Below are 25,933 nucleotides of genomic sequence, written 5' to 3' on the forward strand. Positions count from 1 at the left end.
CTGAGGTTGCCCGGTGTTTTAAGAGTGCGTCCCTGTGAATGCCCTCGGTGATTTCAAGCACATGCACGCATGCCTCTGCCCTCCCGGGTGCGGTCGGGAGGGCAGAGGTCGGGGGTGGGGTGGTGGTTTCGGTCAGCCGTTTCGTGGGCCCGGGAAAGCTGTGGGGCGTACCTCGTCGCGCAGGGTTGGGCTGCCTGCCGTCGGCTGGGTCGGCATGGAGCGGGCCGCGGGGACCGTCGGGACCGTGGGGAGGGCGGTGCCCACGCCGGTGACCGTGGCGACGCCCACCGGGCGGGTGCCCGAGGTCTCCGTGGCGCGTTCGGCGTCGGCCGCTGCCTGGGCGGCGGCGCGGCGGGCGCCGTAACGGCGGTGGACGGCCTGCTTGGTGACCCCGAGCGCCGAGCCCACCGCGTCCCACGAGAAGCCGAGTGAGCGGTCGAAGTCCACGGCGGCCGTGACCAGGGTTTCGACGCTGTCCCGCAGCTCCTGGGCGAGGCGGACGGTCGGGGCGGGGGCGCGCCCGTAGACGACGAAGCCCGTGGAGGGGCCGGAGCGGCGCGGGCGGTAGACATTGCCCAACTGGGCGGTGAGGGTGCGCAGTGCGTCCACCTGCCGGCGGACCCGCTCGATGTCCCGCACCAGCAAGTGCAGGCTGGCCCGAGCCTGGGCGTCGTGGGTTGCGTGGTCGGCCATGAACAAGCCTCTCGAACCGGCGTTGAAAAGGAAGGGCCGCGCGGTGTGCGGCCCGTTGTGGTCAACTCTTTCTTGACCAACGCGATTTTGCGTGAGTGGTCACGCTGCGGGGGCGTAGGGGCATATGCGTACGCCCCCCAGGGCTTTACGACGTGCGGTCATAGACTGGTGCGCTGCACGCACGACCCCCGTCCGAGAGGCCCACGCCCACCCATGAAGCTCGTCTTCGCTGGTACCCCCGAGGTCGCCGTTCCCGCTCTGGATGCCCTGATCGGGTCGGAACGGCATGAAGTGGTCGCCGTCGTCACGCGGCCCGACGCTCCTGCCGGGCGCGGCCGGAGGCTGGTCGCCAGTCCCGTGGCCCAGCGGGCCGAGGAGGCCGGGATCGAGGTGCTGAAGCCCGCCAAGCCGCGGGACGAGGCGTTTCTCGCGCGCTTGACGGAGATCGAGCCCGACTGCTGTCCCGTCGTCGCGTACGGCGCGCTGCTGCCCCGCGTCGCCCTCGACATCCCCGCCCACGGCTGGGTCAACCTGCACTTCTCGCTGCTGCCCGCCTGGCGCGGCGCCGCGCCCGTGCAGCACTCGATCATGGCCGGCGACGAGATCACCGGCGCCTCCACCTTCCTCATCGAGGAGGGCCTCGACTCCGGGCCCGTCTACGGCACCGTGACCGAGACGATCCGGCCCACCGACACCAGCGGCGACCTGCTGACCCGCCTCGCCTTCGCCGGCTCCGGGCTGCTGGCCGCGACCATGGACGGTATCGAGGACGGCACCCTGAAGGCCGTACCGCAGCCCGCCGACGGCATCACCCTCGCGCCGAAGATCACCGTCGAGGACGCCCACATCGACTGGTCCGCGCCCGCGCTGCGGGTCGACCGGGTCGTGCGCGGATGCACTCCCGCGCCCGGCGCCTGGACGGTGTTCCGGGGCGAGCGGCTCAAGCTCATCCACGTCACGCCCGTGCCCGACCGCACCGATCTCGCGCCCGGCGTCCTCTCCGTCGGCAAGAACAACGTGTACGTCGGTACCGGGTCGTACGCCGTCGAGCTGCTGTGGGTGCAGGCCCAGGGGAAGAAGCCGATGCGCGCCGCCGACTGGGCACGCGGCGTGCGGATCGCCGACGGCGAGGTGCTCGGCGGCGCCTGAGCCGACACCCCCCGCCCGTTCCCACGCATCGCGTGCGAGATCCGGGCCCGCCCCGCACGACGTACGCTGGAAACCGCACCCTTTTCCCATATCCGGAGCACCTTTTTCGTGAGCGAGCAGCCCCGTCGGCCTCAGAGGTCCGGCAAGCCAGGCAAGCCCTACCGTCGGCCCCAGAAGGACCCCGTCCGCATCCTCGCCTTCGAGGCGTTGCGGGCCGTGGACGAGCGGGACGCGTACGCCAACCTGGTGCTGCCGCCGCTGCTGCGGGCGGCCCGGGCGAAGGGGGACTTCGACGGGCGGGACGCGGCCCTCGCGACCGAGCTGGTGTACGGGACGCTGCGCCGGCAGGGGACGTACGACGCCGTCATCAGTGAGTGCGTCGACCGGCCGTTGAGGGAAGTCGATCCGCCGGTGCTCGATGTGCTGAGCCTCGGTGTGCACCAGCTCCTCGGGACGCGGATTCCCACGCACGCCGCCGTGTCCGCTTCGGTCGAGCTGGCCCGGGTCGTGCTCGGCGACGGGCGGGCCAAGTTCGTGAACGCCGTGCTGCGCAAGGTCGCCCAGCACGATCTCGACGGCTGGATCGAGCGCGTCGCGCCGCCCTACGACGAGGACCCTGAGGATCACCTCGCCGTCGTGCACTCGCACCCCCGGTGGGTCGTCTCCGCCCTCTGGGACTCCCTCGGAGGCGGGCGGAGCGGCATCGAGGAACTCCTCGCCGCCGACAACGAGCGGCCCGAGGTCACCCTGGTCGCCCGGCCCGGGCGGTCCACCACCGAGGAGCTGCTCCGCGAGGAGGCCGCGGTGCCGGGGACCTGGTCGCCGTACGCCGTGCGGCTCGCCGAAGGCGGGGAACCCGGGGCCATCGACGCCGTACGGGACGGGCGTGCGGGTGTGCAGGACGAGGGCAGTCAGCTTGTCGCACTGGCCCTCGCCAACGCTCCGATCGACGGGCCCGACCGTGCCTGGCTCGACGGGTGTGCGGGGCCCGGGGGCAAGGCCGCGCTGCTCGCCGCCCTCGCCGCCGAGCGGGGCGCGCTGCTGCTCGCCTCCGAGAAACAGCCGCACCGGGCCGGGCTGGTCGCGAAGGCGCTGGCCGGCAATCCCGGGCCGTACCAGGTCGTCGTCGGGGACGGGACCCGGCCGCCGTGGCGGGCCGGGAGTTTCGACCGGGTGCTGATGGACGTGCCGTGCACCGGGCTCGGGGCGCTGCGCAGACGGCCCGAGGCGCGCTGGCGGCGGCGGCCCGAGGACCTGGACGGCTTCGCGCCGCTCCAGCGCGCGCTGCTCACCACAGCGCTGGAGTCGGTCCGCGTCGGCGGAGTCGTCGGTTACGCCACCTGCTCGCCCCACCTCGCCGAGACCCGGGCCGTCGTCGACGACGTGCTCAAGCAGCACCCGCGCGCCGAACTCCTCGACGCCCGGCCCCTGTTGGAGGGCGTGACCGACCTCGGCGACGGTCCCGACGTACAGCTGTGGCCGCATCTGCACGGGACCGACGCCATGTATCTGGCGCTCATCCGTCGGACCGGGTGACCTGGCCGGGAGGGCTACCGGGGGAGCCGGTCGCGGTAGGCGAGTGGTGATTCGCCGTAGTGGCGTTTGAAGGCGCGCGACAGATAGAGCGGGTCGTTGACGCCGATCCGGGCGGCGATCTCGCCGACGGTCAGCTCGGTGAAGCGCAGGAGGCGTGCGGCCTCCAGCATCACCCGCTCGGTGATCAGCACCCTTGGCGGGCTGCCCGTGGCGCGTGACAGCGTGCGCCACAGCGCGCCGGGTGTGACCCCCAACTCGTCGGCGTAGTGGCCGACTTCGTGATGCCGTGTGAAGTCGCGTTCGAGCACCTTCCTGAAGCGCCGGTGGAACACGACGTCGGACTCGTCCTGTCCGTGCTCGTGCGGCCGGCTGTGTTCGTGCCAGCGCTCGACCCACAGGAGCAGGGACAACAGCAGATGGCGGTACACGTCGGCACTGCGGGTGTCCGTGGGCCGTCGGGTCTCCTCGGCGAGTGCGTGGATCACGGCGCCGACGCGTGCGGCGTCTTCGGCGGGTACCTCGATGGCCGGGACGGCGCTCCCCGTGAACAGCCACTTGAGGTTGGCGGAGGAGGCCGGTCCGTCGTGCAGCAGTTCGTCGCCGAAGCAGACGATCGCGCCTGACAGGTTCTGCCCCTGCTCGAAGTGGTGGATCTGGCCGCGTTCGACGAGCATCACCGTGTTCGGGCCGACGACCGAGCGCTCGCCGTCCAGGAGGTGATGGCCGGTTCCGCTCTCCGTCCAGATCAGCTCGTGGAACGCGTGCCGATGCGGGCTGGGGACCGGACACGCCGTGCAGACGAAGCTGGCGTTCTCGAACAGCGTCACGTGGAGCGTCGGGTGTGTCACCGGCATGTGGTCGACCGGCAGTTGGCGGACGTGACGGCTGCTGGAACGGCTGTGCGAAGGCGCGGCGAGTACGGCGGGCGCGGGGGATACGGCGGACTGCGACTCGGCGGTCAAGACGGGACGCTCCTGCGATCGGCCGTCGGCCGCGGTGGCCGACGGTACGACCACGGTACGGCGCCACGCCTCGGTGCCGACGGGGCTCACTCCGCGAAGACGTACCGCTCGACGACCAGGCCCCTGTCCCGCCTGGCGAAGGTGACCGTCCGCCCGCCGAGGGCGGTGCCGTGGACGACGCAGCTCCAGCCCGGGTACACGCCTGCGGCGCGGCGGAGACCCTCGTCGTCGGGGTTGGACAGCGTGAGCGAGGGGCGCGCGGCCGGCCGGGGTGCCTCCTCGGCGGACAGCTCCCGCATGAAGAGGATCTCGCGGACGATCTGGCCGCCCCGCCACTGCGCGACGGTCGCCATCCGGACCCCCATGCTGGGGATGCCGCCGATGGTGGCCGTCCAGTCGCCCCGCGCCACATTGGGCCGGTGGGTGACGACCAGGGCGTCGGGGGCCTCCACCTGGAACTGGTGCATGGCCTCGATGTGCGGCTCGACGCCCTCGGTGCGTACCCCGCCCCACTCCACGACGACATCGGCGGCGTGGTAGTGCCGCTGCATGTCCATGTCCTTGTTGTTCCAGGCGACGAAGTCCGCGATGTGGAAGTCCTTCGTGTTCGCCAGCTCCAGCTGGAACCGGCTCCAGCCGCTCGACGACGTGGGTGATGCGGCGGCCGCCGGAGTGACGAGCGCGGGGGCGGCGAGCGCGGGAACGCCGACCGCCGCGGCGCCGATCAGTCCCCTGCGAGTGATGTCTGCCATGGCCTTCTCCTGGGTGTCGAATGTGTGCCGAAGGGCCAGGAACCGCCCCTCGGCCCTCGTCCTGGCCCAGCCTCAGCCGGTCGGGTCCGGCCCGCCATGGACGAGGATCGCCGATGCATGGACGTTTCTTCCTCCTGCCTAATCACTTGAAGGGTCAAGTCATCTAACTTGACGCTTCAAGTGATTGGTTCTACTTTTCAGCCCATGACCGGCACAATCGACGAACGAATGCCCGCGATCTATGTGTCCCACGGCGCCCCGCTGCTGGCGGACGACCCCATCTGGCCCGCCCAGCTGGCCGCGTGGTCGGGCGAGCTGCCGAGGCCGAAGGCCGTTCTGATGATCTCGGCGCACTGGGAGGACGCACCGCTCGCGATCGGCGCCACCGTCACCGTCCCGTTGATCTACGATTTCTACGGCTTCCCCCAGCACTACTACCAGGTCACCTATCCCGCGCCCGGTGCCCCGGAACTGGCGGAGCGGGTCCGCAGGTTGCTGCGCACCACGGGTGCGCCGACGCAGGACTTTCCCGATCGCGGACTCGACCACGGGGCCTATGTGCCGCTGAGGGAGATGTACCCCGACGCCGACGTCCCGGTCCTGCAGATCTCCCTGCCCACTCTCGACCCGCGCCGGCTGCTGGACATGGGCCGCAGGCTCGCTCCGCTGCGCGACGAGGGTGTGCTCATCATGGGCAGCGGATTCTTCACCCACAATCTGCGTGCCATGAGCATGGAGAACCGGGTCCACTCCGCGATGGCCGAGTTCGACGACTGGGGCCGCGAGGTCCTGGGCGCCCACGACATCGACGGCCTGCTGGACTTCGAGCGCAAGGCACCGTCGAGTAGGCTCGCCCACCCGCGCAGCGACCACCTGGCTCCGCTGTTCGTCACCCTTGGAGCCGGACTCGACGAACTGGAGACCCAGCGAAGCGTCATCGAGGGCTTCTGGCTCGGCATGGCGAAGCGATCCGTGCAGATCGGCTGAACGACTCTCGGGCCTCGCCCCTCAGGGCTCAGCTCTGACCGGGGCAGGTGTCCTCGGGGCCGATGGCGTTGTTGATGCGGCGGCCGATGTCCCGCAGCTGCCTCTGCTGGCCCTTGGTCAGCGGGTCGAAGACCAGGCGGCGCACCTCGGCGACATGGCCGGGGGCGGCCTCGACGACCTTCTGCCGGCCCTTGTCGGTGAGGATCGCGCGGGTGTAGCGGCCGTCGTCGGGATCCGGGACGCGACAGACCCACTCCCGCTGCTCCAGCCGCTTGACCACATGGGACAGACGGGAGAGCGACCCGTCCGCGAAGAGAGCCAGTTCGCTCATCCGCAGGTTGCCCTCCGGCGCCATGGAGAGCCCGGCCAGCACCTGGTACTCGAAGTGACTGATCCCCTCGTCCCGCTGGAGCTGGGTGTCCAGCGCGGTCGGGAGCCGCACAAGTGCATGGGCGAGGGCGAACCAGGCCTCGCTCTCCTCCGTGTTCAGCCAGCGGGGTTCGTCGTCGCTCATCCCCGCACCATAACTTGAGACATCAAGTCAAGGTCGGTCGGCTCCTGAACCCACCGCGGAGTCCGGTGCCGTCGGTGTGCCGTCCTCCCGGGCCAGCCGGTGGGGCCACCACACCTTCGGGCCCACGTCCAGGAACAGGGCCGGGACCAGCACCGACCTGACCACGAACGTGTCCAGGACCACGCCCAGGGCCACCGCGAAGCCGATCTCCGCGAACGCCACCATGGGCAGCGTGCCCAGGGCCGCGAACGTGCCGGCCAGGACCAGGCCCGCCGAGGTGATGACCGCGCCTGTCGTTGACAGGCCCGTCACCACGCCCTTGCGGGTGCCCTGGTGGGTCGCCTCCTCGCGGATACGGGTGGTCAGGAAGATGTTGTAGTCGATGCCCAGCGCCACCAGGAACACGAAGACGAACAGTGGGAAGTCCGTCGACTCGCCCGCGTAGTCGAACAGGTGACGGAAGGCGAGCGCGCTGATGCCCAGCGCCGCCGCGAAGGACAGCACCACCGTGCCGATGAGCAGGAGGGGTGCGACCAGGGCGCGGAGCAGCGCACACAGGATCAGCAGGACCACCAGCAGGACCAGCGGGATGATCAGGATGTTGTCGTGCGTGGTCGCCTTGTCCATGTCCAGGAGGGCCGCCGTACCGCCGCCCACCTGGGCGTCCGCGTCCGGCACCGCGTGGACGGCGTCCCGGACCCGCTCGACCGTCTGTTTCGCGGCCTCGCTGTCGGCCGGGGCGGTCATCGTGGCCTCGAACAGGACCTTGCCCTCGAAGGCGGGCTTCGTGCCCTCCGGCAGGCCGAGGGAGGTGGGCACCACCCCGCGTGTCTCCGCGACCGCCTGGCCCACCTGACGGGCCTGTTCCTGGTTGCTGATGATGACGAGCGGGTCACCGCTGCCCGCCGGGAAGTACTGTGCGGACACCTCCTGGCCGACGATCGAGTCCGGTTTGTCGGTGAACGCGTCGGCGTTGCTCAGGCCCTCGGCGCGCAGCTGCATCAGGCCGAACGAGCAGGCGATCAGCGCCGCCGTCGTGACACCCCAGACCATGCGCGGGCGAGGGGTGATGCTCCGGCCTATCCGGGCCCACAGGCCGCGTTCGGTCGGATCGGGCGAGCCGTTGTGCGGGATCACCGGCCAGAAGATCCAGCGCCCGCAGATCACCAGCAGGGCGGGGAAGAGCGTGATCATGACCAGCAGGGCCACCGCCACCCCGATCGCCGCCACCGGGCCCAGGCCGCTCGTGGAGTTCATCTCGGCGGCCAGCAGCACCAGCATGCTCAGCACGACCGTGGCGCCGGACGCGATGACGGCCGGCCCCGCACGGTGCAGGGCAAGCGCCATCGCCTCGTGACGGTCCTCGTGCCGGCGCAGCTCCTCCCGGTAACGAGCGACCAGGAGCAGGGCGTAGTCCGTCCCCGCGCCGAACACCAGCACGGTGAGAATGCCGGCGCTCTGGCCGTTCACCGTCAGGCCCGCGTGTTCGGCGAGGAAGTAGATGAGTGCCTGCGCCGTGAACAGGGCCACGACCACGCCGAGCAGTGGCACCAGGATCAGGGTCGGACTGCGGTAGGTGAGCAGGAGCATGACGATGACCACGGCCATCGCCGAGAGCAGCAGCGTCGAGTCGATGCCCTCGAAGGCCTCCGAGAAGTCGGCCGACGTACCGCCGGGCCCCGTGATGTGCACGGCCAGCCCCGCCGCACCCGTACCGGCGGCGTCCCGGATGGAGTCGACGGCGGGCGCGATCCGCTCCCAGCCCTTCTCGTCCATCGTGATGGGTACGTAGATCTGCGCGGCCCGCGGATCGACGGCCCGGTCGTACACCGGCCCCCGAGTCTCCGCACCCCGGATGCCATGGTCCCGCAGCGTCTCGATCTCCGCCTTGGCCTCGGTGATACGAGCCCGATCCGCCGCCGTGAGCCCACTCTCCCGCGCGTAGACGACGACTGCGGGAATCTGCTCCGGCCTGAAATCCTCGGAGAGATGCAGAACCTGGGTGGACTCAGCAGACCCAGGCAGCCAGGAGGCGGCGTCATTGTCCTGCGCATCGGTGAGCTTCTGCGCAAAGGGCGCAGTCAAAAACAGCACCACGAGCCACAGCACAAGCACCAGCCACTTGGCCCGCCGCCCACAGACCAGATAAGCGATCCCACGGTTCCGATTCATCGCAACCTCAGCTGTGTTTGCCTAGGGGAGCGAGGAACTGCGCGACAAGCCACAGACCACCCGCAGACTCCACTCAACCCATCCCACGACGGACCCAACCGCACAACCCCCGGAGGGCATGGCAGGCTTGGGGCATGGCCGCGCAGATCAACCCAAGTATCCTGTCCGCCGACTTCGCCCGACTCGCCGACGAGGCGAGGGCCGTAGAAGGCGCCGACTGGCTTCATGTCGATGTGATGGACAACCATTTCGTACCGAACCTCACGCTCGGTGTGCCGGTCGTAGAGTCCCTGGCGCGGGCGACGGACACTCCGCTGGACTGCCACCTGATGATCGAGGACCCCGATCGCTGGGCGCCGCAGTACGTGGAAGCGGGGGCCGGTTCCGTCACCTTCCATGTCGAGGCCGCCGCCGCTCCGGTACGGCTCGCCCGTGAGATCCGGGCCAAGGGTGCCCGGGCCTCCATGGCCCTCAAGCCCGCCACCCCGATCGAGCCGTACGAGGACCTGCTCCCCGAACTCGACATGCTGCTGATCATGACGGTCGAGCCGGGTTTCGGCGGCCAGGCGTTCCTCGACATCATGCTCCCCAAGATTCGCCGCACCCGCGAGTTGATCAGCAAGCACGGCCTTGAGCTGTGGCTCCAGGTCGACGGCGGAGTCTCCACCGCCACCATCGAGCGCTGCGCCGAGGCCGGCGCGGACGTCTTCGTCGCCGGATCGGCGGTGTACGGGGCTTCCGACCCGGCCGAGGCGGTACGTGCACTACGCACCCAGGCACAGACGGCGACCGCCGGTGCGAGCTGGGCGTGCGACCACTGAGCCAAGGGAACGTGAACGACGTACTTCTGGGCAGATCAAGCACTCGGGATCTGACAGGATGAACGGCGAATCCAGAATGTGAACAGCAGCGAAGTGAAGAGCAGTGAGGAGATCGCCGTGTCGGGTATGTCGGCGGGCCGGTCAGCCATGCGGATGGGACCCGCTGAGCTGGTGCAGGCGGCGGCCATGGCCCGCCGCTTCTACCTAGAGGGCAAGTCCAAGATCCAGATCGCCGAGGAGTTCGGCGTCAGCCGCTTCAAGGTGGCCCGGGTCCTGGAGACCGCTCTCGAACGGGATCTGGTGCGGATCGAGATCCGTGTCCCCGCCGAACTGGACGCGGAGCGCTCGGACGCGTTGCGCGCCCGGTACGGCCTCAGGCACGCGGTCGTCGTCGAGTCCCCGGCCGATGCCGAGGAGTCGCCCGATCCCGAGAACCTCGGTGAAGTGGCCGCCGATCTGCTCGGCGAACTGGTGAACGAAGGCGATGTGCTCGGCCTCGCCTGGGGCCGGTCCACCATCCACATGGCGGCGGCCCTCGACCGGCTGCCGCCTTGCACCGTGGTCCAGCTGACGGGTGTGTACGACGCCGGAACCGCCGAGCGCGGCTCCGTCGAGGCGGTTCGCCGTGCCGCCCAGGTGTCCGGCGGGGACGCCCACCCCATCTACGCCCCGATGCTGCTGCCCGACGCGGCCACCGCCGCCGCGCTGCGCAGCCAGACCGGGATCGCCCGGGCCTTCGAGTACTTCGACAAGGTCACGGTCGCCTGCGTCTCCATCGGCTCGTGGGAGGCCGGTATCTCGACGGTGCACGACATGCTCAGCGACGAGGAACGCGGCCACTACGCGTCCCTCGGTGTCGCTGCCGAGATGTCCGCGCACCTCTTCGACGCCGACGGGCGCCGGGTCGGCCGGGACCTGGGGGAGCGGTGCATCACGGTCAAGACCGACCAGCTGCGCCGGGTTCCCGAGGTCGTCGCCATCGCGGGCGGGCAGCGCAAGGCCCCCGCGATCGACGCGGTGCTGCGGTCCGGGCTGGTCACCAGCCTGGTCACGGACACCTCGGCCGCGGACTATCTGCTGACGGCGGGCCCGTCTCCGAAGCCGTCGCTCAACAGGGCGGACCCGGACGGGATCTGATGACCCGGTGATCGGATGATCTATCCGGTGCCCGGGTTCCCTTCGGAGCCCGGGCACCGCTCTGGTCAGTGGTCAGTCCTTTTCCTCGCCCTCCGCGTCCACGTGCGGCAGTATCCGGTCGAGCCACCCCGGCGTCCACCAGGCGTGTCTGCCCAGCAGTGTCATGACCGCTGGCACCAGCAGCAGACGTACGACCGTCGCGTCGATCAGCACACTCACGGCGAGCCCCAGGCCGAGCATCTTCACCACGACGTTGTCGCTCACGACGAACGCGGCGAAGACGCTCACCATGATCAGGGCCGCGCAGGTGATCACCCGGGCGGTGATCTCCAGGGCGTGGGCCACGGACGCTTTCGCGTCGCCGGTGCGCAGCCAGGCCTCGTGGACGCGGGAGAGCAGGAAGATCTCGTAGTCCATGCTGAGCCCGAAGATGATCGCGAACATCATCATCGGAACGTAGCTCTCGATGGGCACCTTGCCGTTGACGCCCAGCGCGGGCCCGCCCCAGCCCCACTGGAAGACGGCCACGACGACACCGTACGAGGCCGCGATCGACAGGACGTTGAGCGCCGCCGCCTTCAGCGCCACCAGCAGGCCCCGGAAGACGGTCAGGATGATCAGGAAGGCGAGGGCGACGACCACGCCGATGATCAGGGGGAGGCGGCTCGCGACGATGTCGCGGAAGTCGACCTGGGCGGCGGTCGTGCCCGTCACATAGCCGTGTGCCGCCGTTCCGGAGACGGCCTCGGGCAGGGTCGTGTCGACCAGGCGGTTCGTGAGGTCCGTGGTGGTCTCGCTCTGCGGTGACTCCTTGGAGTAGACCGTGCCGACCAGGACGTCGCCGTCCTTGGTCGCGGTGAGCGGGGTGGCGGTCGCGGCGCCCGGTACGTCCGTCAGCGCCTTGGACGCCTTCGAGGCGAGGTCGGAGCGCTGGTCGGAGGGCACCTTCGTCTGGTCGATGACGATGGTCAACGGGCCGTTGGAGCCGGGCCCGAACGACTGCGCCATGATGTCGTACGCCCGCCGGTCCGTGAACGACTTCGGGTCGGCGCCGTCCCCGATGTGGCCGAGCTGGATGGACAGCACCGGGATCGCCAGGACCAGCACGGTCACGACCCCGCCGGCCAGGAACCACCAGGGGCGCCGCTCGACGCGCTGCGCGTAGCGGTGCCAGGTGCCGTGTCCCTCGGCGTCGTCGGTGGCGGCCTCGGCGATCGGGCGGCGTACCCGGTAGCGGTCGATACGGTGGCCGATGAGCCCCAGCAGCGCAGGGACCAGCGTGAGGGCGCCCGCGACCGCGGAGACCACCGTCATGGCGGCGGCCACGCCCAGCAGGCCGATGAAGGACACCCCGGAGACGGACAGCCCGGCCAGCGCGACGATCACCGTGCACCCGGAGACCAGGACGGCCCGCCCGCTGGTGGCGTTGGCTCGCCCTGCCGCCCGTACCGGATCGTCGCCGTTCATCAGGTTCTGGCGGTGCCGGGTGATCAGGAACAGCGCGTAGTCGATGCCCACACCGAGGCCGATCATCGTGGCCAGCGTGGGGGAGACCGTGGCGAAGGTGAACGCCGAGGCGAGCAGCCCGAGGCAGGCGAGGCCCCCGATCACGCTGATCAGCGCGGTCAGCAGGGGGAGACCGGCCGCGAGCACACTGCCGAAGCCGACCAGCAGGACGACGATCGCCACCGCGAACCCGATCAGCTCGCTGACCCGGTCGTCGGCGGCGGGCCGGGCCAGTTCGCCCAGCGGACCGCCGTACTCGACCTGCACTCCGGCCGATCGCAGCGACTGCACCGACTTGTCGACACCGTCGAGGTAGTCGTCCTGGAGGGTGGAGGGCTGGACGTCGAAACGGATGGTGATGTAGCCGGTCTTCGCGTCGCTGGAGAGCGGGCCGACGGTCTGCTTGCTGGTGCTGGGCTGTGAGCCCGGCGGCGGCAGCGGGTTCTGGACGGACAGGACGTGCGGGAGTTTCTGCAGGTCGGTGACCGTCTGGGACATCTGTGAGGAGTAGGAGGTCAGCGGTTTGGACGTGTCCCGCAGCACGATCTGGCTGCCGTAGCCGCCGGCCGCCGGGTCGTGCTTCTTCAGTACGTCCAGGCCCTCCTGCGACTGGACCCCGGACAGGGAGAAGTTGTCGGAGTAGTCGCCGCCGAAGGAACGGTTGAGCACCTGGAGCGCTGCGAGCACCACCAGCCAGGCCACGATGACGATCACGAAGTGCCGGGCACACCACTCGCCCAGCCGGCGCAGCCGTCCACGGGTGTTCTTCTGGTCCCCCGATGCTGCTGGCGTTGCTGTCGGTGCTGACATGCGCGGCTCCCGCCGGAGACAGGCTGGTCACTCTCATTGAACGACCAGCCGATCAAGGTGTCCTGTTGGGAGGCTGCCGCCCGGCTTGTCGTTGTCATGTGGCGGGGCGTGCGATCTACTACAGCGATGATCACTCCGACCCTTCGCGACCCGTCATGGCGGTACTGAGATGACCGACCATCCGCTGGTTCCGGTGCTCGCGGGCAGCGTGCCCGCCGGTGTCCTGTCCTGGCCCGCCGCCCTGCCGGCCGAGGGCGCGCTCGAAGCCGCCCGCGAGGCCGGCTGGGAGACCGCAGACCTCGACCTCGCCGACGTCACGGACAAGGCCGGGCTGATGACGGCCTGCGCCACCGCGCTCCGGTTCCCGGACTGGTTCGGCGCCAACTGGGACGCCCTGGCGGACTGCCTCGGCGACCTGGAGTGGTGGCCCGCGACCCGTGGCCGGCTCCTCCTCGTCCGGAACTGGCAGGCCTACGCGGCGGCCCGGCCCGAGGAGTGGAAGACGCTCCAGGAGATCTTCGCCGACGCCGCCGCGGCCTGGCGGGAGACGGAGACGGGGCTGGCGGTGGTGATGGTGCTCGCCTGAACAAGCCCTTGGTGGGATGACCCTTGGTGGGATGGCACGAGGGGTCCCACGAGCCGTCTGGACGATCCGACCAGGCGGTTTCAGGTCACCGGCATGGGACAATGAGGTACGTGCTCTTCCCCCTGGCTGTCCTGTCCGGGGGCCACCTCTGATCGACCGGGATGTGCAGCACGTGCGTTTCCTCAACGACATCCAGCCCCCGTACGACCTGACGTACGACGACGTCTTCATGGTCCCGAGCCGCTCCTCCGTCGGCTCCCGGCAGGGCGTGGACCTCAGCTCCCCGGACGGTTCGGGTACGACGATCCCGCTGGTCGTCGCCAACATGACCGCCATCGCGGGGCGCCGGATGGCCGAGACGGTCGCGCGGCGCGGCGGGCTCGTCGTCATCCCGCAGGACATCCCGATCGAGGTCGTCACCGACGTCATCTCCTGGGTGAAGAGCCGTCACCTCGTGCTGGACACGCCGATCGTGCTGGCCCCCCACCAGACCGTCGCCGACGCCCTCGCCCTGCTGCCCAAGCGGGCGCACAACGCGGGTGTGGTCGTCGACGCCGAGCAGCGGCCGGTCGGTGTGGTCACCGACACCGACCTGTCCGGGGTGGACCGTTTCACCCAGCTCTCCGAGGTCATGTCGAAGGATCTGCTCCTCCTCGACGCGGACATCGACCCGCGCGAGGCCTTCAACCGCCTCGACGCCGCCAACCGCCGGTACGCGCCCGCCGTCGACGCCGACGGCAAGCTCGCCGGCATCCTCACCCGCAAGGGCGCTCTGCGTGCCACCCTCTACACACCGGCCACGGATGCGAACGGCAGGCTGCGGATCGCCGCGGCCGTCGGCATCAACGGCGATGTGGCCGGAAAGGCGCAGCAACTGCTCGACGCGGGCGTCGACACGCTCGTCATCGACACCGCGCACGGCCACCAGGAGTCGATGCTCAGCGCGATCAAGCTGGTCCGCGACCTCGACCCGCACGTCCCGATCGCGGCGGGCAACATCGTCGCCGCCGAAGGTGTCAGGGACCTCGTCGAGGCGGGCGCCGACATCATCAAGGTCGGCGTCGGACCGGGCGCCATGTGCACCACCCGCATGATGACGGGCGTGGGCCGGCCGCAGTTCTCGGCGGTCCTGGAGTGCGCGGCCGAGGCGAAGAAGTACGGCAAGCACGTCTGGGCGGACGGCGGTGTACGCCACCCTCGTGACGTCGCGATGGCGCTGGCCGCCGGTGCGTCCAACGTCATGGTCGGCTCCTGGTTCGCGGGGACGTACGAGTCCCCGGGCGACCTCCAGCAGGACGCCGCCGGGCACCTCTACAAGGAGTCCTTCGGGATGGCGTCCGCGCGTGCGGTGCGCAACCGTACGTCGGAGGAGTCGGCGTACGACCGGGCCCGCAAGGCGCTGTTCGAGGAGGGCATCTCGACGTCCCGGATGTTCCTCGACCCGGCCCGGCCGGGCGTCGAGGACCTGATCGACTCGATCATCGCGGGCGTCCGTTCCTCCTGCACCTACGCCGGCGCCAACTCCCTTGAGGAGTTCGCCCAGAAGGCCATCGTCGGCATCCAGAGCGCGGCCGGCTACGCGGAGGGCAAGCCGCTCCACGCCAGCTGGAGCTGAGCCGACTCCCTTGCCCACGGCCCCTGTTGTCCACCCCCGTCGGACAACAGAGGCCGTTCGCGGCGGTGTTCCGGCGCCGTCGATCTAGGAGTCGCAGGATCCGGGGTAGTAGCTGTACCCGTCGAGGTAGAGAAGGCTGACGCCGAGTGCCTCCTCGTAGCCCACGGCCCATGACGACTGCCAGGGGTCGCTCCCGTCCACATGGAAGGTCATGACGTCTCCCTGGGTGACGACGTGCCCGGAGAAGCCGCTGGTCGTGTTCGACGCCTCGACCTCGCCCTCCGCGGTGAAGACGTACGTCCAGTGACCGTCCGGGGCGTCGTTCGCACCGCCGCACCAGACGCCCACCACGTCGGCGGGAACGGACCACTCCATCAGGGGCTCGGCGGCCTGCGTGGCTTCCGGGGTGGTTTCCAGGGTGGTGTCCGTGGTGGTCTCCGTCCAGTCGGGCGGTTCCGGAGGCGCCGGTGAGGAGCAACCACTGGTCGCCACAAGGGTCAGGCCCAGCATCAAGGCGCCGAAGAGCCTGGATACCGAGACCGGCACAGAAAGTCGCACGATCCCCCCTACAGATCAGAAACGCCCTGTTCGGCGCGGGTTTCTTCTGCTCTGCACGCTACGGAGGAACGGCTGCGGGCACCCTGGTGAAAACCCGGGGGTTCAGCCCTGGGGTGTGCGGCGGGACCCGGGCGTCAACTCTCGTCGCCCAGCGTGCCGAACAGCCCCGTCCGTGAGGTGATGCCGAGTTTCGCGTAGGCGTTGGCGAGGTGGTACTCGATCGTCTTGACGCTGAGGACCAGCTCTCGTGCGATGCCACGGTTCGACAGACCCCGCATGGCGAGCCTGGCGACGGTCAACTCCTGCGCGGTGAGCCCGGCATGCCGGGCACCGGGGCGCGCTGTCGGACGGCCGCAGCCCGCCAGCTCCCGAGCGCACCGTTCGAGATACGGTGCGGCCCGCAGACGGAGGAAGGTCCGGTGCGCGGCCTGAAGTTCGGCCACCGCCGTCCTGCGCCGGCCGACGCGGCGCAGGAACGTGCCGTAGGAGAGGTGAAGCAGCGCTTCCTCCCAGCACTGTTCTCCGCGCTCGCCCTGCTCTCCCCGCGCGCAGTGGCCCAGTCCCGCCCGGAACGCCTGGTCTGCCGCCTCCTGGTCGCCGTACGCCTCCTCCAGCAGGCCCCGGCAACGTGCGGCAGACGCCTGTTCCAGCCAACGACGCCGCTCGGCCGCACGGGTCTCGTACGGGACGAGCACGTCGAGAGCCTCGTCCGTGCGCCCCAGGCGGGTCAGGGACTCGGCCAGGACGGGCCGCCAGGCGACGATCCCGACCTCGTCGAGGCCGCTGCGGTGAACGATGTCCGGGCCCAGGAACGGAGTCAGCTCGGCGACCGCGCGCTCGTCGTCCCCGCGGCCGCTGTGCACGAGGGCGAGTGCCGTCGCGGCGAAGGCGGCGTCATTGACGTCACCGAGTACCTGGGCGTGCCGTACCGCTGTCCTGGCGTGTGCTTCGGCGGCCTCGAAGTCGCCCCGGCCCGCCAGGGGGAACGCCGTACAGGCGTGGACGACCGCCAGGATGGATATCTGGTCGGTGTCCTCGGCCAGCGAGACGGCCTGAGTGCCGTGCGCGACGGCCTCGTCCCACAGCCCGGCCCGGTATTCGGCGTCGGTGAGGAAGCCCAGTGCCACGAGAGCCGCGTACGGCAGCCCGCCGCGCCGGTGCGAGGAGAACGTGTCCTCCAGATCCCGGCGGGCCTCACCCAACTGTCCGTTCCACAGCTGGAGCATGCCCCGCGCGAGCAGGCCGTCCAGTTGCTCCGGGGTGGTGCGGGGCCCCGAGAGCGGGAGACGGTCGAGGGACCGCATGCCTTCGTCGTAGTCGCCGGAGATCGCCAGCCCGATGGCGAGGGAGTCGCGCAGGAAGGACGACCGCTTCGCCGGTGGGAGATCGAGCCCGCGACGCGCCCAGCCGACGATGCTCGGCGCGTCGCCCTGGATGAGGCACAGCCAGGCCATCTGCTCGGCGGCCTTGCGCAGGGTCTCGGCTTCCGTGGTCGCGTCGCCGCTCTCCCAGCAGGCGGCTAGCCTTCGGCGTGCTTCGTCCAGCCGCCCCGTGGTGAGGGCGAGATGGCCCAGGACGTACTGCTGTTCGGCGTCGGGCGGCATGTCCTGGAGCGTCGGCTCGAGTTCGGCGGCCTGACTGACATCACCGGCGAGCAGCCGGTACTCGACGGCCTGGATCAGACAGCGCTCGCGCAGGCCGACCTGCGTGGACAGCCGGGCAGCGGTCGTCGACGCGGACGCGGCCGCCGCCCAGGCCCCTGTCTCCGCCTGCCGTGCCGCGAGACGAACGAGTTCCCCGGCGAGGTCCCCGTCCGGCGCGACGGCGGCGTGCACCCGGTGCTGGAGCGCGGCGTACTGGTCGTCCGAGCGGGTCGCCGCCAGCCGGTGCAGGCGGGAGCGCTCGGCCGGATCCAGCCCCCGGTACACGGCAGCCCGCAACAACGGATGCGGGAAGGCGACCCTGAGCATGGCACCGGCGGGATCCTCCTCCAGCAGTTCGTGTCTCATCGCCTCCGCCAGCGCGCCCAGCGAGTCCGGTACGGCGCCCACCTCGGCGGCCTGGTGCAGGGGACTGGACATGCCGAGGACACTGGCGGCCTCGACCAGGTCGCGCGCCGGAGCGCTGCACCGCGCCAGCTGCGCCGTGACCAGCCGCTCGTATCTGCGAGGGGCGGGCAGGACCGCCGTGCCGTCGAGGACGTCCGCGGGAAACTGCTGCAGGAGCGCCTTCGTATGCAACGGGTTGCCGTGCGTGTGCTCCCGCAGTCGGGCCACCGCCCGGCGGGGAATGGCCGACGAGCCCAGGGCCGCGTGGAGCGCGACGATGTCCGAGAGGCCGAGTCCCTCCAGCGTCAGCTGGAGCGTGGCCTCGTCGTGGAGGATGCGGTGCAGCCCCTGCGGGAGCCGGGGATCGTTCACGTCACGCGTCACCAGCAGCGCCAGCACCCGGTCCCTGCGCAGCCGCCGCAGCACGAAGGTGAGTGCGTGCAGCGAGGGTGTGTCCGCCCAGTGCACATCGTCGATCAGCAGGACGACCGGCGCTCGCCCCTGGAGCTGACCCAGGGCATCGAGCAACAGGGCACCGACTGCGACCGGGTCCTGTGCGGCGGGGCTGTGGGGTGTGCCGAGGGCCGGGTCCCGCAACGCCTCGGCCGCGGCGGGCAGTTGTGGCACCAGCTGGGCGACGAGTCCGTACGCGAGTTCCGTCTCGAGTTCGTCGCCGCCGGCCTTCACGACCCGGCAGTCCGTGGCGGCACCGGACAGGAAGCGCCGTGCCAGTGAGGTCTTGCCGATCCCGGCGGGACCGTCGACGAGGACGACCTGGGGCTCGCCTCCCGCCGCCGCGTCCAGCCGGTTTCTCAGCTTCCCCAGTTCTTCCGCTCTGCCCATGAACAACGACTCGGGTGTCTGGCGCGGCAAGATCCTGCTCCTCCCCGGCCGAAGCCGTCCGGCCGTATCCGTACGCCAACACGCGCGGCCGTCGGCAGGGGGTTCGCCGCTCTCGGTGTCTTCACTCGACCGAGTGGCTCCAGGCCGGGCTCGTGTTCTACTTCCTTTACGGCTACCGCCGCCCCCGATTCGAAGTGCCCGCACCATCTGAAAAGTGATGAACCCGCTGTGCTGAACGATCTCGACGAACGCATCGTGCACGCCCTCGCCGAGGACGCGCGTCGCTCCTACGCGGACATCGGGCAGCTGGTCGGGCTGTCCGCGCCCGCGGTGAAGCGGCGCGTGGACCGGTTGCGGGAGAGTGGGGCGATCACCGGGTTCACCGTGCGGGTGGATCCGGCGGCGCTGGGGTGGGAGACGGAGGGGTTCGTCGAGATCTTCTGCCGGCGGAATACCTCGCCGGAGACGATTCAGCGGGGGCTGGAGCGGTATCAGGAGGTCGTGGCTGCGTCTACCGTGACGGGGGAGGCGGATGCGGTGGTGCAGGTTTTTGCCTCTGATATGCGGCACTTCGAGCGGGTGCTGGAGCGTATTGCGGGGGAGCCGTTTGTTGAGCGGACGAAGTCCGTGTTGGTGCTGTCGCCCTTGCTGCGGAGGTTCTCTTCTGGGTCGCCTACTTAGGTGCCTCGGGGGTTTGGTGGCGGGTGCGGGTTCGTTGTGGCTTGTCGCGCAGTTCCCCGCGCCCCTTTGGGGCGCTTCTCGCCAGGGCGTTGTTCGCTATCGAGTTGTGGACGCTGAAGCTCACCGCGTCGCCTCTGTAGCGGTCGTCCGACCATTCCACTGGGCGGCCTTCTCTTGTCGTCGTTACTCGGCGGACGCGTAGGAGGGGGCTTGTGCGGCGGATGGCCAGGTGTTCGGCGTCCTGGGCGCCGGCCGCCACCGCGTCGATGATGTGTTCGCCGTATGCGAAGACCAACCCCGTGTCCTCGAAGAGGCGTTGGGTGACCGAGGGGCAGTCCGGTTCGATGGGTTCCACGGACGGGGCGATCCAGTCGGCGTACACCGTGCGCTCCAGGAGGACCGGTTCGCCGTCCAGGCCGCGTACGCGCAGGACGTGCAACACCGGGGTCTCCTCGCGGAGTTGGAGACGGATCGCGTCCTCCGTCGTCGCCGGGCGGTACTCCTGGTGCACCACCCGGCCCGTCGCCTCGCGGCCCATCGCGCGGGCCCACTGGGCGAAGCTGCGCAGCTCCTCGAAGGTCTGGCTGCGGCGGCTGGCCAGGACCACCCGGCGGGCGCCCTGACGGGAGCCGATCAGCCCCTCGGCCGTCAGGGCCGCGACCGCCTGGCGGATCGTGCCGCGGGCCACGCCGTAGTGGGCGGCGAGTTCCGTCTCCGGGGGCAGACGGCTGCCGACCGTGTACTGCTCGCGGTCGATCGCCCGGCGCAGCTCGTCGGCGATCTCCTCGTGTCGCGCCGTCATGCTTCCCCTCCGGGTCTGTCGCTGTGCACAGCGTGAGCAGCCTAATCGACATCCGTGAGCCGTCCACGCATGCCTGGATTGTGCAGGGAATCAGGGGTCAGCGTTTCGCCAGAGTTTACGAGCCTGATACCAGCGGAGGGCGTACTGAGGCCAACTTGTTCAGACAAGTTCTCCGCACTTCCTCACCCCTCGTGCGCACCCCTGGAGAGACCGTGACCGTGTCCCTGCCGAGAACAGCCGTCCGCGGCGGCGCCCTCGCCGTCGTCGCCGCGCTCGCCCTGAGCGCCTGCGGCGCGGCCCCCGACGACGCGTCGACCACCGCGGACGGCAAGAGTGCCGCCACCGCGACCTCCGCCGCCGACTTCGGCGGCCTGGACAAGCTGGTCACCGCCGCCAAGAAGGAGGGCACGCTGCACGCGATCGCCCTGCCCCGCGACTGGGCCAACTACGGCGCCCTGATCGACGGTTTCCAGAAGAAGTACGGCATCAAGATCGAGGTCGAGAGCCCCGACGGATCGAGCCAGGACGAGATCAACGCCGTCACCTCCCGCAAGGGGCAGGACCGGGCCCCCGACGTTCTCGACCTGGGCAGTTCGTTCGCGTTGAGCGCCGCCCAGCAGGGGCTGCTCGCGCCGTACAAGGTCGCCTCCTTCGCCGACATCCCCGAGGGGCAGAAGGACCCGGAAGGGCAGTGGTTCAACGACTACGGCGGCTACATCTCCATCGGCTGCGACGCCAAGCGTGTGAAGACCTGTCCGACCACCTTCGCCGATCTGCTCAAGCCGCAGTACAAGGGCCAGGTCGCCCTCAACGGCAACCCCACCAAGTCCGGTTCGGCGTTCGGCGGCGTGTACGCGGCGGCTCTTGCCAGTGGCGGCTCCTTCGACGACATCCAGCCCGGCCTCGACTTCTTCGCCAAGCTGAAGAAGAACGGCAACTACACGCCCGTCGAGTCGACCCCGGCCACCGTCGAGAAGGGCGAGACGCCGATCAGCATCGACTGGGACTACCTCAACGCCGGGTACGCCGAGGAGTTCAAGTCCAAGGGCCTCGACTGGCAGGTCTCGGTCCCGGAGGACGGCAAGTTCTCCCAGTACTACTCCCAGGCCATCAACAAGGACGCCCCGCACCCGGCGGCGGCCCGCCTGTGGCAGGAGTACCTCTACAGCGCCGAGGGCCAGAACCTGTGGCTCAAGGGCTTCGCCCGCCCGGTCCTGATGACCGCCATGGAGAAGGCCGGCACGCTCGACAAGACCGCCGCCGCCGCGCTCCCGGAGGTCTCCGGCACGCCGGCCTTCCCGACCGAGGCCCAGCAGGCCAAGGCCAAGACCGTGCTGGCCGAGGGCTGGGGCAAGGCCGTCTCCGGATGACCGCCACCCTCACGCGGGTCGACGTGGCGCCCGCCGCTTCCCTGAAGCGGCGGCGCCGCGCCCCCGGCTGGCTCGCCGTACTCCCGCTGCTCGCCTTTGTCGCGGTCGCCTTCGGGGTGCCCGCCCTGGCCATGCTGAACGGCGCCTTCACGGTCAAGAACCAGGCCACCGGCGCCACTTCGTACACCACGGCCAATCTGACCGACTCCCTCCAGGGCGCGTATCTCACCGCGCTGCTCGGCAGCGTGAAGCTGTCCGCCGTGTCGGCGCTCCTCGCGACCGTCCTCGGACTGCTGCTCGCCCAGGCCGTGGTGACCTCACGGTTCCGGGCGCTGCGCGAGGCCGTGCTCACCGCCTCCGGGGTCCTCGCCAACTTCGGCGGCGTGCCGCTGGCCTTCGCGTTCGTCGCCACGCTCGGCAACTCCGGTGTGCTGACCCGGCACCTGGGGCTGACGGACAAGGGCTGGAGCCTCTACAGCTTCTGGGGACTGGTGATCGTCTACCTCTACTTCCTCATCCCGCTGATGGTCCTCACGATCACGCCCGCGCTCGACGGACTCCGCTCCCAGTGGCGTGAGGCCGCCCAGAACAACGGGGCCACCGCCGTCCAGTACTGGCAGCACGTCGCCCTGCCGGTGCTGCTGCCCTCGCTGCTCGGCGGATTCGTGCTGCTCTTCGGCAGCGCCTTCGCCGCGTACGCCACCGCCGCGGCCATGGTGGGCAGTTCGGTCCCGCTGGTCACCCTCCAGATCGCCGACGCCATCTCCGGCAACGTGCTGGTCGGCCAGGAGAACGTGGCGCTCGCCCTCAGCCTCGACATGGTCCTGATCGCGGGCCTGGTCATGGCCGTGTACCTGCCCCTGCAAAGGAGGAGCGCGCGATGGCTCGCCTGAACGCGTGGCGCTGGGTGGTCCTGGCCGGCGCTGCGGTCTACTTCCTGGTCCCGCTCGCCGCGTCCGTGCTCTTCACGGTCGACGTACCGGGCCAGGGCATCACCTTCGACGCGTACGGGGAGATCGTCGGCGCCGACGGCTTCCTGACCGGCCTGCTGCTCTCCCTCGAACTGGCCGCCGCCACCATCGCCGTGGTCCTGCTGCTGATGGTCCCCGCGATGGTCGCCCTGCGGCTCGGCGCACCCCGGCTGCGGCCGGTCGTCGAGGTGATCTGCTCGCTGCCGCTGGTGGTTCCGCCGATCGCGTTCGTGGCAGGGATCTCGACCGTCCTCAAGTGGGGACCCGAACACCTCTCGCGTACGCCCCTGTTCCAGACCTTCGTCGCCATCCAGAACCCCGACTTCCCGGTCGTCCTCGTCCTCGCGTACGTCGTGATGGCGCTGCCCTTCGTCCACCGGTCGCTGGACGCCGGGCTGCGCGCGATCGACGTCCGCACGCTCGTCGAAGCCGCCCGCAGCTGCGGTGCGAGCCCGGTGCAGGCACTGGTGACGGCCGTACTGCCCAATCTGCGCGGGGCGCTGCTCAACGCCTCCTTCCTCACCCTGGCCCTGGTGCTGGGCGAGTTCACGGTGGCCCAACTCCTCGGCTTCCAGCCGTTCGCCGTGTGGATCTACAGCGTCGGCGGCTCGCAGGCCCAGCTGTCCGTCGCCGTCTCCGTGCTCAGCCTGCTCGTCACCTGGGCCCTCCTCCTCGCGCTCGCCGGGCTCGGCGGGCGTTCCCGAACCGCCGCCGCCAAGGGATGAACCACATGACGCTCGACAAGGCCGCCACCGTCGAATTCCGGGGCCTGCGCCGGGAGTTCGGCCCGACCGTCGCCCTCGACGGACTCGACCTCGACGTCCGGCCGGGGGAGCTGCTCGCGCTGCTCGGCCCGTCCGGCTGCGGCAAGACTACCGCGCTGCGCATGCTCGCCGGGTTCGAACACCCCGACTCCGGCGAGGTGTTGGTCGACGGGGAGGACGTCACCCAGGTCCCGGCCCACCGCCGCGACGCCGGGATGGTCTTCCAGTCGTACAGCCTCTTCCCGCACCTCAGCGCTCTCGACAACGTGGCCTTCGGACTGCGGATGCGCAAGGTGCGTACGTCCGAACGGCGGGCCCGTGCCGCCGAGTTGCTCGACCTCGTGGGCCTCGCCGACAAGGGCGAGCGGTTCCCGCACCAGCTCTCCGGCGGCCAGCAGCAGCGCGTCGCACTGGCCCGCGCACTCGCCCTCCGCCCGCGTGTGCTGCTTCTCGACGAGCCGCTGTCGGCGCTCGACGCCAAGGTCCGCCTGACCCTGCGCGAGGAGATCCGCCGGCTGCAACAGGAACTCGGCATCACCACCCTGTTCGTGACGCACGATCAGGAGGAGGCGCTGTCCATGGCCGACCGGGTCGCCGTGATGCGCGGCGGGCGACTCGAACAGTGCGCCGCTCCCGCCGAGTTGTACGGCCGACCCGCCACCGCGTTCGTCGCCGAGTTCGTCGGCACGATGAGCCGGATTCCGGGACGCCTGTCCGACGCCTCGGTCGAGGTGCTCGGGCAGCGGCTCCCGGTCGACGGCGCGGCGCCGGACGCCGTCGAGGTCGATGCGCTGGTCCGGCCCGAGGCGGTACGGGTGGAGGCCGATACGGCGGGTGACGCACGTGTCGTGGCCACGGCGTTCCTCGGAGCGGTCACCCGGATCACCGTACGGCTCGTGGACGGCACCGAGGTGAAGGCCGACCTGCCCGCGCACGAGGCCGCCACGCTGGGCGCCGGAGCCGCCGTACACGTCTCACTGCCGGAGCGGCCGGTGCTGGTGGCCGAGCGCACGAACCGTCCGTGAGCCGAGTGAGTCCGTCGGAGAGAGATCCGTCAGAGAGAGAAACGTGACCCCCCACATCCCCCGTACTTCCGACACCCCCCACCTGCCCCAACCCCCGCTCCAGGCCGTCCTGTTCGACATGGACGGCACGCTCGTCGACACCGAGCGGCTGTGGTGGGAGGCGGTGGAGCAGGTCGCCGGGAGACCACTGACCGAGGCGGACCAGCCGGAGGTGCTCGGCCGGCCCGTGGAGCACACGGCCGACTGGCTGGCCGCCGCCACGGGCACGGCGGCCGGGCAGCTCGCCGCCGAACTGCACCGGGAGTTCGCGGCCCGAGTCCGTACCGGCATCGTGCCCCGCCCCGGCGCGCTCGACCTGCTCGACGCGCTCGCCCGGGCCGGTGTACCCACGGCCCTGGTGACCGCCTCGCCCCGGTCCGTCGCCGACACGGTGCTGGAGGCACTCGGCGCCGCCCGCTTCGCGGTCTCCGTGACCGCCGACGACACCGAGCACACCAAGCCCGCCCCCGATCCGTACCTCGCCGCCTGCCGTGCCCTGGGTGTCGACCCGGCCGCCTGCGTGGCCGTCGAGGACACCGAGACCGGCGTCACCTCGGCCGAGGCGGCGGGCTGCGCCGTGCTCGCCGTGCCGTCGCTCGCGCCGATCGAGGCGGTGCCCGGCCGGACGGTACTGACGAGCCTGGCCGGGGTCACCGTGGCGCAGCTCGGGGCCATGGTCACCCACGAACTCCGGGTGATGAGCTGGAACCTCTGGTACGGCGGCACCAAGGTCGACGACCACCGTGAGAAGCAGCTCAAGGTGATCGCCGAGACGGGTGCCGACGTGGTCGGCCTCCAGGAGACGAACGGGAACTCGGCGGAGGAACTCGCCGAGGCGCTCGGCTGGTACCACCATCAGGCGGGTCCGAACCTCGGCGTCATCAGCCGGTACCCGATCATCGCCCGCCTCGGTGACCCGGACGTCGGTTTCTACGGGGGCACCGGAGTGCGGATCAGGCTGGGGACGGGGCTGGAGGTGGACGTCTGGAGCGCCCATCTCGACTGCGCGCCGTACGGGCCCTACGAGGCCCGCTTCGACGGGTTGGCGGAGGCCGAGCTGATCGCCCATGAGGGTGGGCGGCTGGGGCAGATGCGGGAGATCCTGCGGCGGATCGACGATTCCGCGCACGTGGTGCTTGTCGGGGACTTCAACGCGCCCTCGCATCTGGACTGGGCGGGGGTGGGGTGGCCGGTGACGAAGGCGGCGGAGGAGGCGGGGCTGCGCGACTCGTACCGGGAGTTCCACCCGGATCCGGTTGGTTCCCCCGGTCACACGTGGTCGCCGATTCATGTCGAGCACGAGGACGGCAGTGGGCGGCCGGAGCCGCAGGACCGGATCGACTTCGTGCTGTATCGGGGGAGGGGGTTGAGGGTGCTGGATTCGCGGGTGGTCGTGAGCGGCACGGTGAGGGTGTGGCCCGAGGTGGCCGCCAATGACTGGCCTTCGGACCATGCGGCGGTCCTGACGAGGTTCGGGCTCGGGTAGAGGGGGTTTCTTCGCCCCCGCCGCCCCTACCCGTTCCCATCCCTGGGGGCTGCGCCCCCAGACCCCCGCTCCGGCCCTGAACGGGCCTTGTCCTCAAACGCCGGAC

General features: G+C 70.5%; 22 protein-coding genes. 13 read left to right on the top strand and 9 right to left on the bottom strand.

The window, feature by feature from the left end; translation table 11 throughout:
- Positions 1–132 precede the first annotated feature (132 nt).
- Complete coding sequence (locus ACFYXF_RS46135; RefSeq protein ID WP_389359272.1) at positions 133–693, bottom strand: hypothetical protein; 561 nt, start codon at positions 691–693, stop codon at positions 133–135.
- Between the two features lie 213 nt (positions 694–906).
- Here ACFYXF_RS46135 and fmt point away from each other — a divergent pair, with 213 nt between their 5' ends.
- Positions 907–1,842, top strand: a complete 936-nt coding sequence (fmt, locus tag ACFYXF_RS46140; RefSeq protein ID WP_389359274.1) for a methionyl-tRNA formyltransferase — start codon at positions 907–909, stop codon at positions 1,840–1,842.
- A gap of 108 nt (positions 1,843–1,950) precedes the next feature.
- The gene (locus ACFYXF_RS46145; RefSeq protein ID WP_389359276.1) at positions 1,951–3,378 is read left to right on the top strand and encodes an RsmB/NOP family class I SAM-dependent RNA methyltransferase; all 1,428 of its coding nucleotides are present in this window, start codon (positions 1,951–1,953) and stop codon (positions 3,376–3,378) included.
- 14 nt (positions 3,379–3,392) lie between these two features.
- Here ACFYXF_RS46145 and ACFYXF_RS46150 read toward each other — a convergent pair whose 3' ends face one another.
- Entirely contained in the window at positions 3,393–4,340 is a 948-nt protein-coding gene (locus ACFYXF_RS46150; RefSeq protein ID WP_389359278.1) for an AraC family transcriptional regulator, read from the bottom strand.
- Positions 4,341–4,426: 86 nt separating this feature from the next.
- Positions 4,427–5,092 (bottom strand): hypothetical protein, encoded by a 666-nt coding sequence (locus ACFYXF_RS46155; protein ID WP_389359280.1) that lies wholly within the window; start codon positions 5,090–5,092, stop codon positions 4,427–4,429.
- Between the two features lie 204 nt (positions 5,093–5,296).
- Here ACFYXF_RS46155 and ACFYXF_RS46160 point away from each other — a divergent pair, with 204 nt between their 5' ends.
- Positions 5,297–6,079 (top strand): dioxygenase, encoded by a 783-nt coding sequence (locus tag ACFYXF_RS46160; RefSeq protein ID WP_389359282.1) that lies wholly within the window; start codon positions 5,297–5,299, stop codon positions 6,077–6,079.
- Between the two features lie 28 nt (positions 6,080–6,107).
- On the opposite strand, the gene ACFYXF_RS46165 is transcribed toward ACFYXF_RS46160, so the two are convergent.
- Both ACFYXF_RS46165 and ACFYXF_RS46170 read right to left on the bottom strand, forming a co-directional pair.
- Positions 6,108–6,593, bottom strand: coding sequence for a MarR family winged helix-turn-helix transcriptional regulator (locus ACFYXF_RS46165; protein WP_389359284.1), 486 nt, complete (start codon positions 6,591–6,593; stop codon positions 6,108–6,110).
- A gap of 27 nt (positions 6,594–6,620) precedes the next feature.
- The gene (locus ACFYXF_RS46170) at positions 6,621–8,765 is read right to left on the bottom strand and encodes an MMPL family transporter (RefSeq protein ID WP_389359286.1); all 2,145 of its coding nucleotides are present in this window, start codon (positions 8,763–8,765) and stop codon (positions 6,621–6,623) included.
- A gap of 134 nt (positions 8,766–8,899) precedes the next feature.
- Here ACFYXF_RS46170 and rpe point away from each other — a divergent pair, with 134 nt between their 5' ends.
- Positions 8,900–9,586, top strand: coding sequence for a ribulose-phosphate 3-epimerase (gene rpe, locus ACFYXF_RS46175; RefSeq protein WP_389359288.1), 687 nt, complete (start codon positions 8,900–8,902; stop codon positions 9,584–9,586).
- Positions 9,587–9,679: 93 nt separating this feature from the next.
- Positions 9,680–10,723 (top strand): sugar-binding transcriptional regulator, encoded by a 1,044-nt coding sequence (locus tag ACFYXF_RS46180; protein ID WP_105975490.1) that lies wholly within the window; start codon positions 9,680–9,682, stop codon positions 10,721–10,723.
- Between the two features lie 72 nt (positions 10,724–10,795).
- Here ACFYXF_RS46180 and ACFYXF_RS46185 read toward each other — a convergent pair whose 3' ends face one another.
- The gene (locus tag ACFYXF_RS46185) at positions 10,796–13,039 is read right to left on the bottom strand and encodes an MMPL family transporter (RefSeq protein ID WP_389359290.1); all 2,244 of its coding nucleotides are present in this window, start codon (positions 13,037–13,039) and stop codon (positions 10,796–10,798) included.
- 169 nt (positions 13,040–13,208) lie between these two features.
- Between ACFYXF_RS46185 and ACFYXF_RS46190 the strand changes: the two genes are divergently transcribed.
- Positions 13,209–13,625 (top strand): barstar family protein, encoded by a 417-nt coding sequence (locus ACFYXF_RS46190; protein ID WP_389359292.1) that lies wholly within the window; start codon positions 13,209–13,211, stop codon positions 13,623–13,625.
- Positions 13,626–13,797: 172 nt separating this feature from the next.
- On the top strand, positions 13,798–15,240 hold the full coding sequence (locus tag ACFYXF_RS46195; RefSeq protein ID WP_389359321.1) for a GuaB1 family IMP dehydrogenase-related protein: 1,443 nt from the start codon (positions 13,798–13,800) through the stop codon (positions 15,238–15,240).
- Between the two features lie 84 nt (positions 15,241–15,324).
- Here ACFYXF_RS46195 and ACFYXF_RS46200 read toward each other — a convergent pair whose 3' ends face one another.
- Positions 15,325–15,798: a hypothetical protein gene (locus ACFYXF_RS46200; RefSeq protein ID WP_389359294.1), complete on the bottom strand. Its 474-nt coding sequence runs from the start codon at positions 15,796–15,798 to the stop codon at positions 15,325–15,327.
- A 134-nt stretch (positions 15,799–15,932) separates the two neighbouring features.
- A complete protein-coding gene (locus ACFYXF_RS46205) occupies positions 15,933–18,719 on the bottom strand; it encodes an AAA family ATPase (protein WP_389359296.1) in 2,787 nt (928 codons plus the stop codon).
- Positions 18,720–18,917: 198 nt separating this feature from the next.
- On the opposite strand from ACFYXF_RS46205, the gene ACFYXF_RS46210 reads away from it, so the two are divergent.
- On the top strand, positions 18,918–19,370 hold the full coding sequence (locus ACFYXF_RS46210; RefSeq protein WP_389359298.1) for an Lrp/AsnC family transcriptional regulator: 453 nt from the start codon (positions 18,918–18,920) through the stop codon (positions 19,368–19,370).
- Here ACFYXF_RS46210 and ACFYXF_RS46215 read toward each other — a convergent pair.
- Positions 19,363–20,172 carry a GntR family transcriptional regulator gene (locus ACFYXF_RS46215; protein ID WP_389359300.1) on the bottom strand — a complete coding sequence of 270 codons (810 nt, stop codon included), beginning with the start codon at positions 20,170–20,172 and terminating at the stop codon, positions 19,363–19,365. The two genes, ACFYXF_RS46210 and ACFYXF_RS46215, sit on opposite strands and share 8 nt — an antisense overlap.
- A gap of 212 nt (positions 20,173–20,384) precedes the next feature.
- On the opposite strand from ACFYXF_RS46215, the gene ACFYXF_RS46220 reads away from it, so the two are divergent.
- The 5 genes from ACFYXF_RS46220 (at position 20,385) to ACFYXF_RS46240 (ending at position 25,827) form a co-directional block, all read left to right on the top strand.
- Positions 20,385–21,542: an ABC transporter substrate-binding protein gene (locus ACFYXF_RS46220; protein WP_389359302.1), complete on the top strand. Its 1,158-nt coding sequence runs from the start codon at positions 20,385–20,387 to the stop codon at positions 21,540–21,542.
- Entirely contained in the window at positions 21,539–22,435 is an 897-nt protein-coding gene (locus ACFYXF_RS46225) for an ABC transporter permease (RefSeq protein ID WP_389359304.1), read from the top strand. Before ACFYXF_RS46220 ends, ACFYXF_RS46225 begins: the two co-directional genes overlap by 4 nt.
- A complete protein-coding gene (locus tag ACFYXF_RS46230) occupies positions 22,423–23,238 on the top strand; it encodes an ABC transporter permease (protein WP_389359306.1) in 816 nt (271 codons plus the stop codon). Before ACFYXF_RS46225 ends, ACFYXF_RS46230 begins: the two co-directional genes overlap by 13 nt.
- Positions 23,239–23,243: 5 nt before the next feature.
- Entirely contained in the window at positions 23,244–24,302 is a 1,059-nt protein-coding gene (locus ACFYXF_RS46235; protein WP_389359308.1) for an ABC transporter ATP-binding protein, read from the top strand.
- 82 nt (positions 24,303–24,384) lie between these two features.
- Positions 24,385–25,827, top strand: a complete 1,443-nt coding sequence (locus tag ACFYXF_RS46240; protein WP_389359323.1) for an HAD-IA family hydrolase — start codon at positions 24,385–24,387, stop codon at positions 25,825–25,827.
- Positions 25,828–25,933: the final 106 nt, after the last annotated feature.

The sequence above is a fragment of the Streptomyces sp. NPDC002680 genome (assembly GCF_042889145.1).
GTDB lineage: Bacteria > Actinomycetota > Actinomycetes > Streptomycetales > Streptomycetaceae > Streptomyces > Streptomyces adonidis.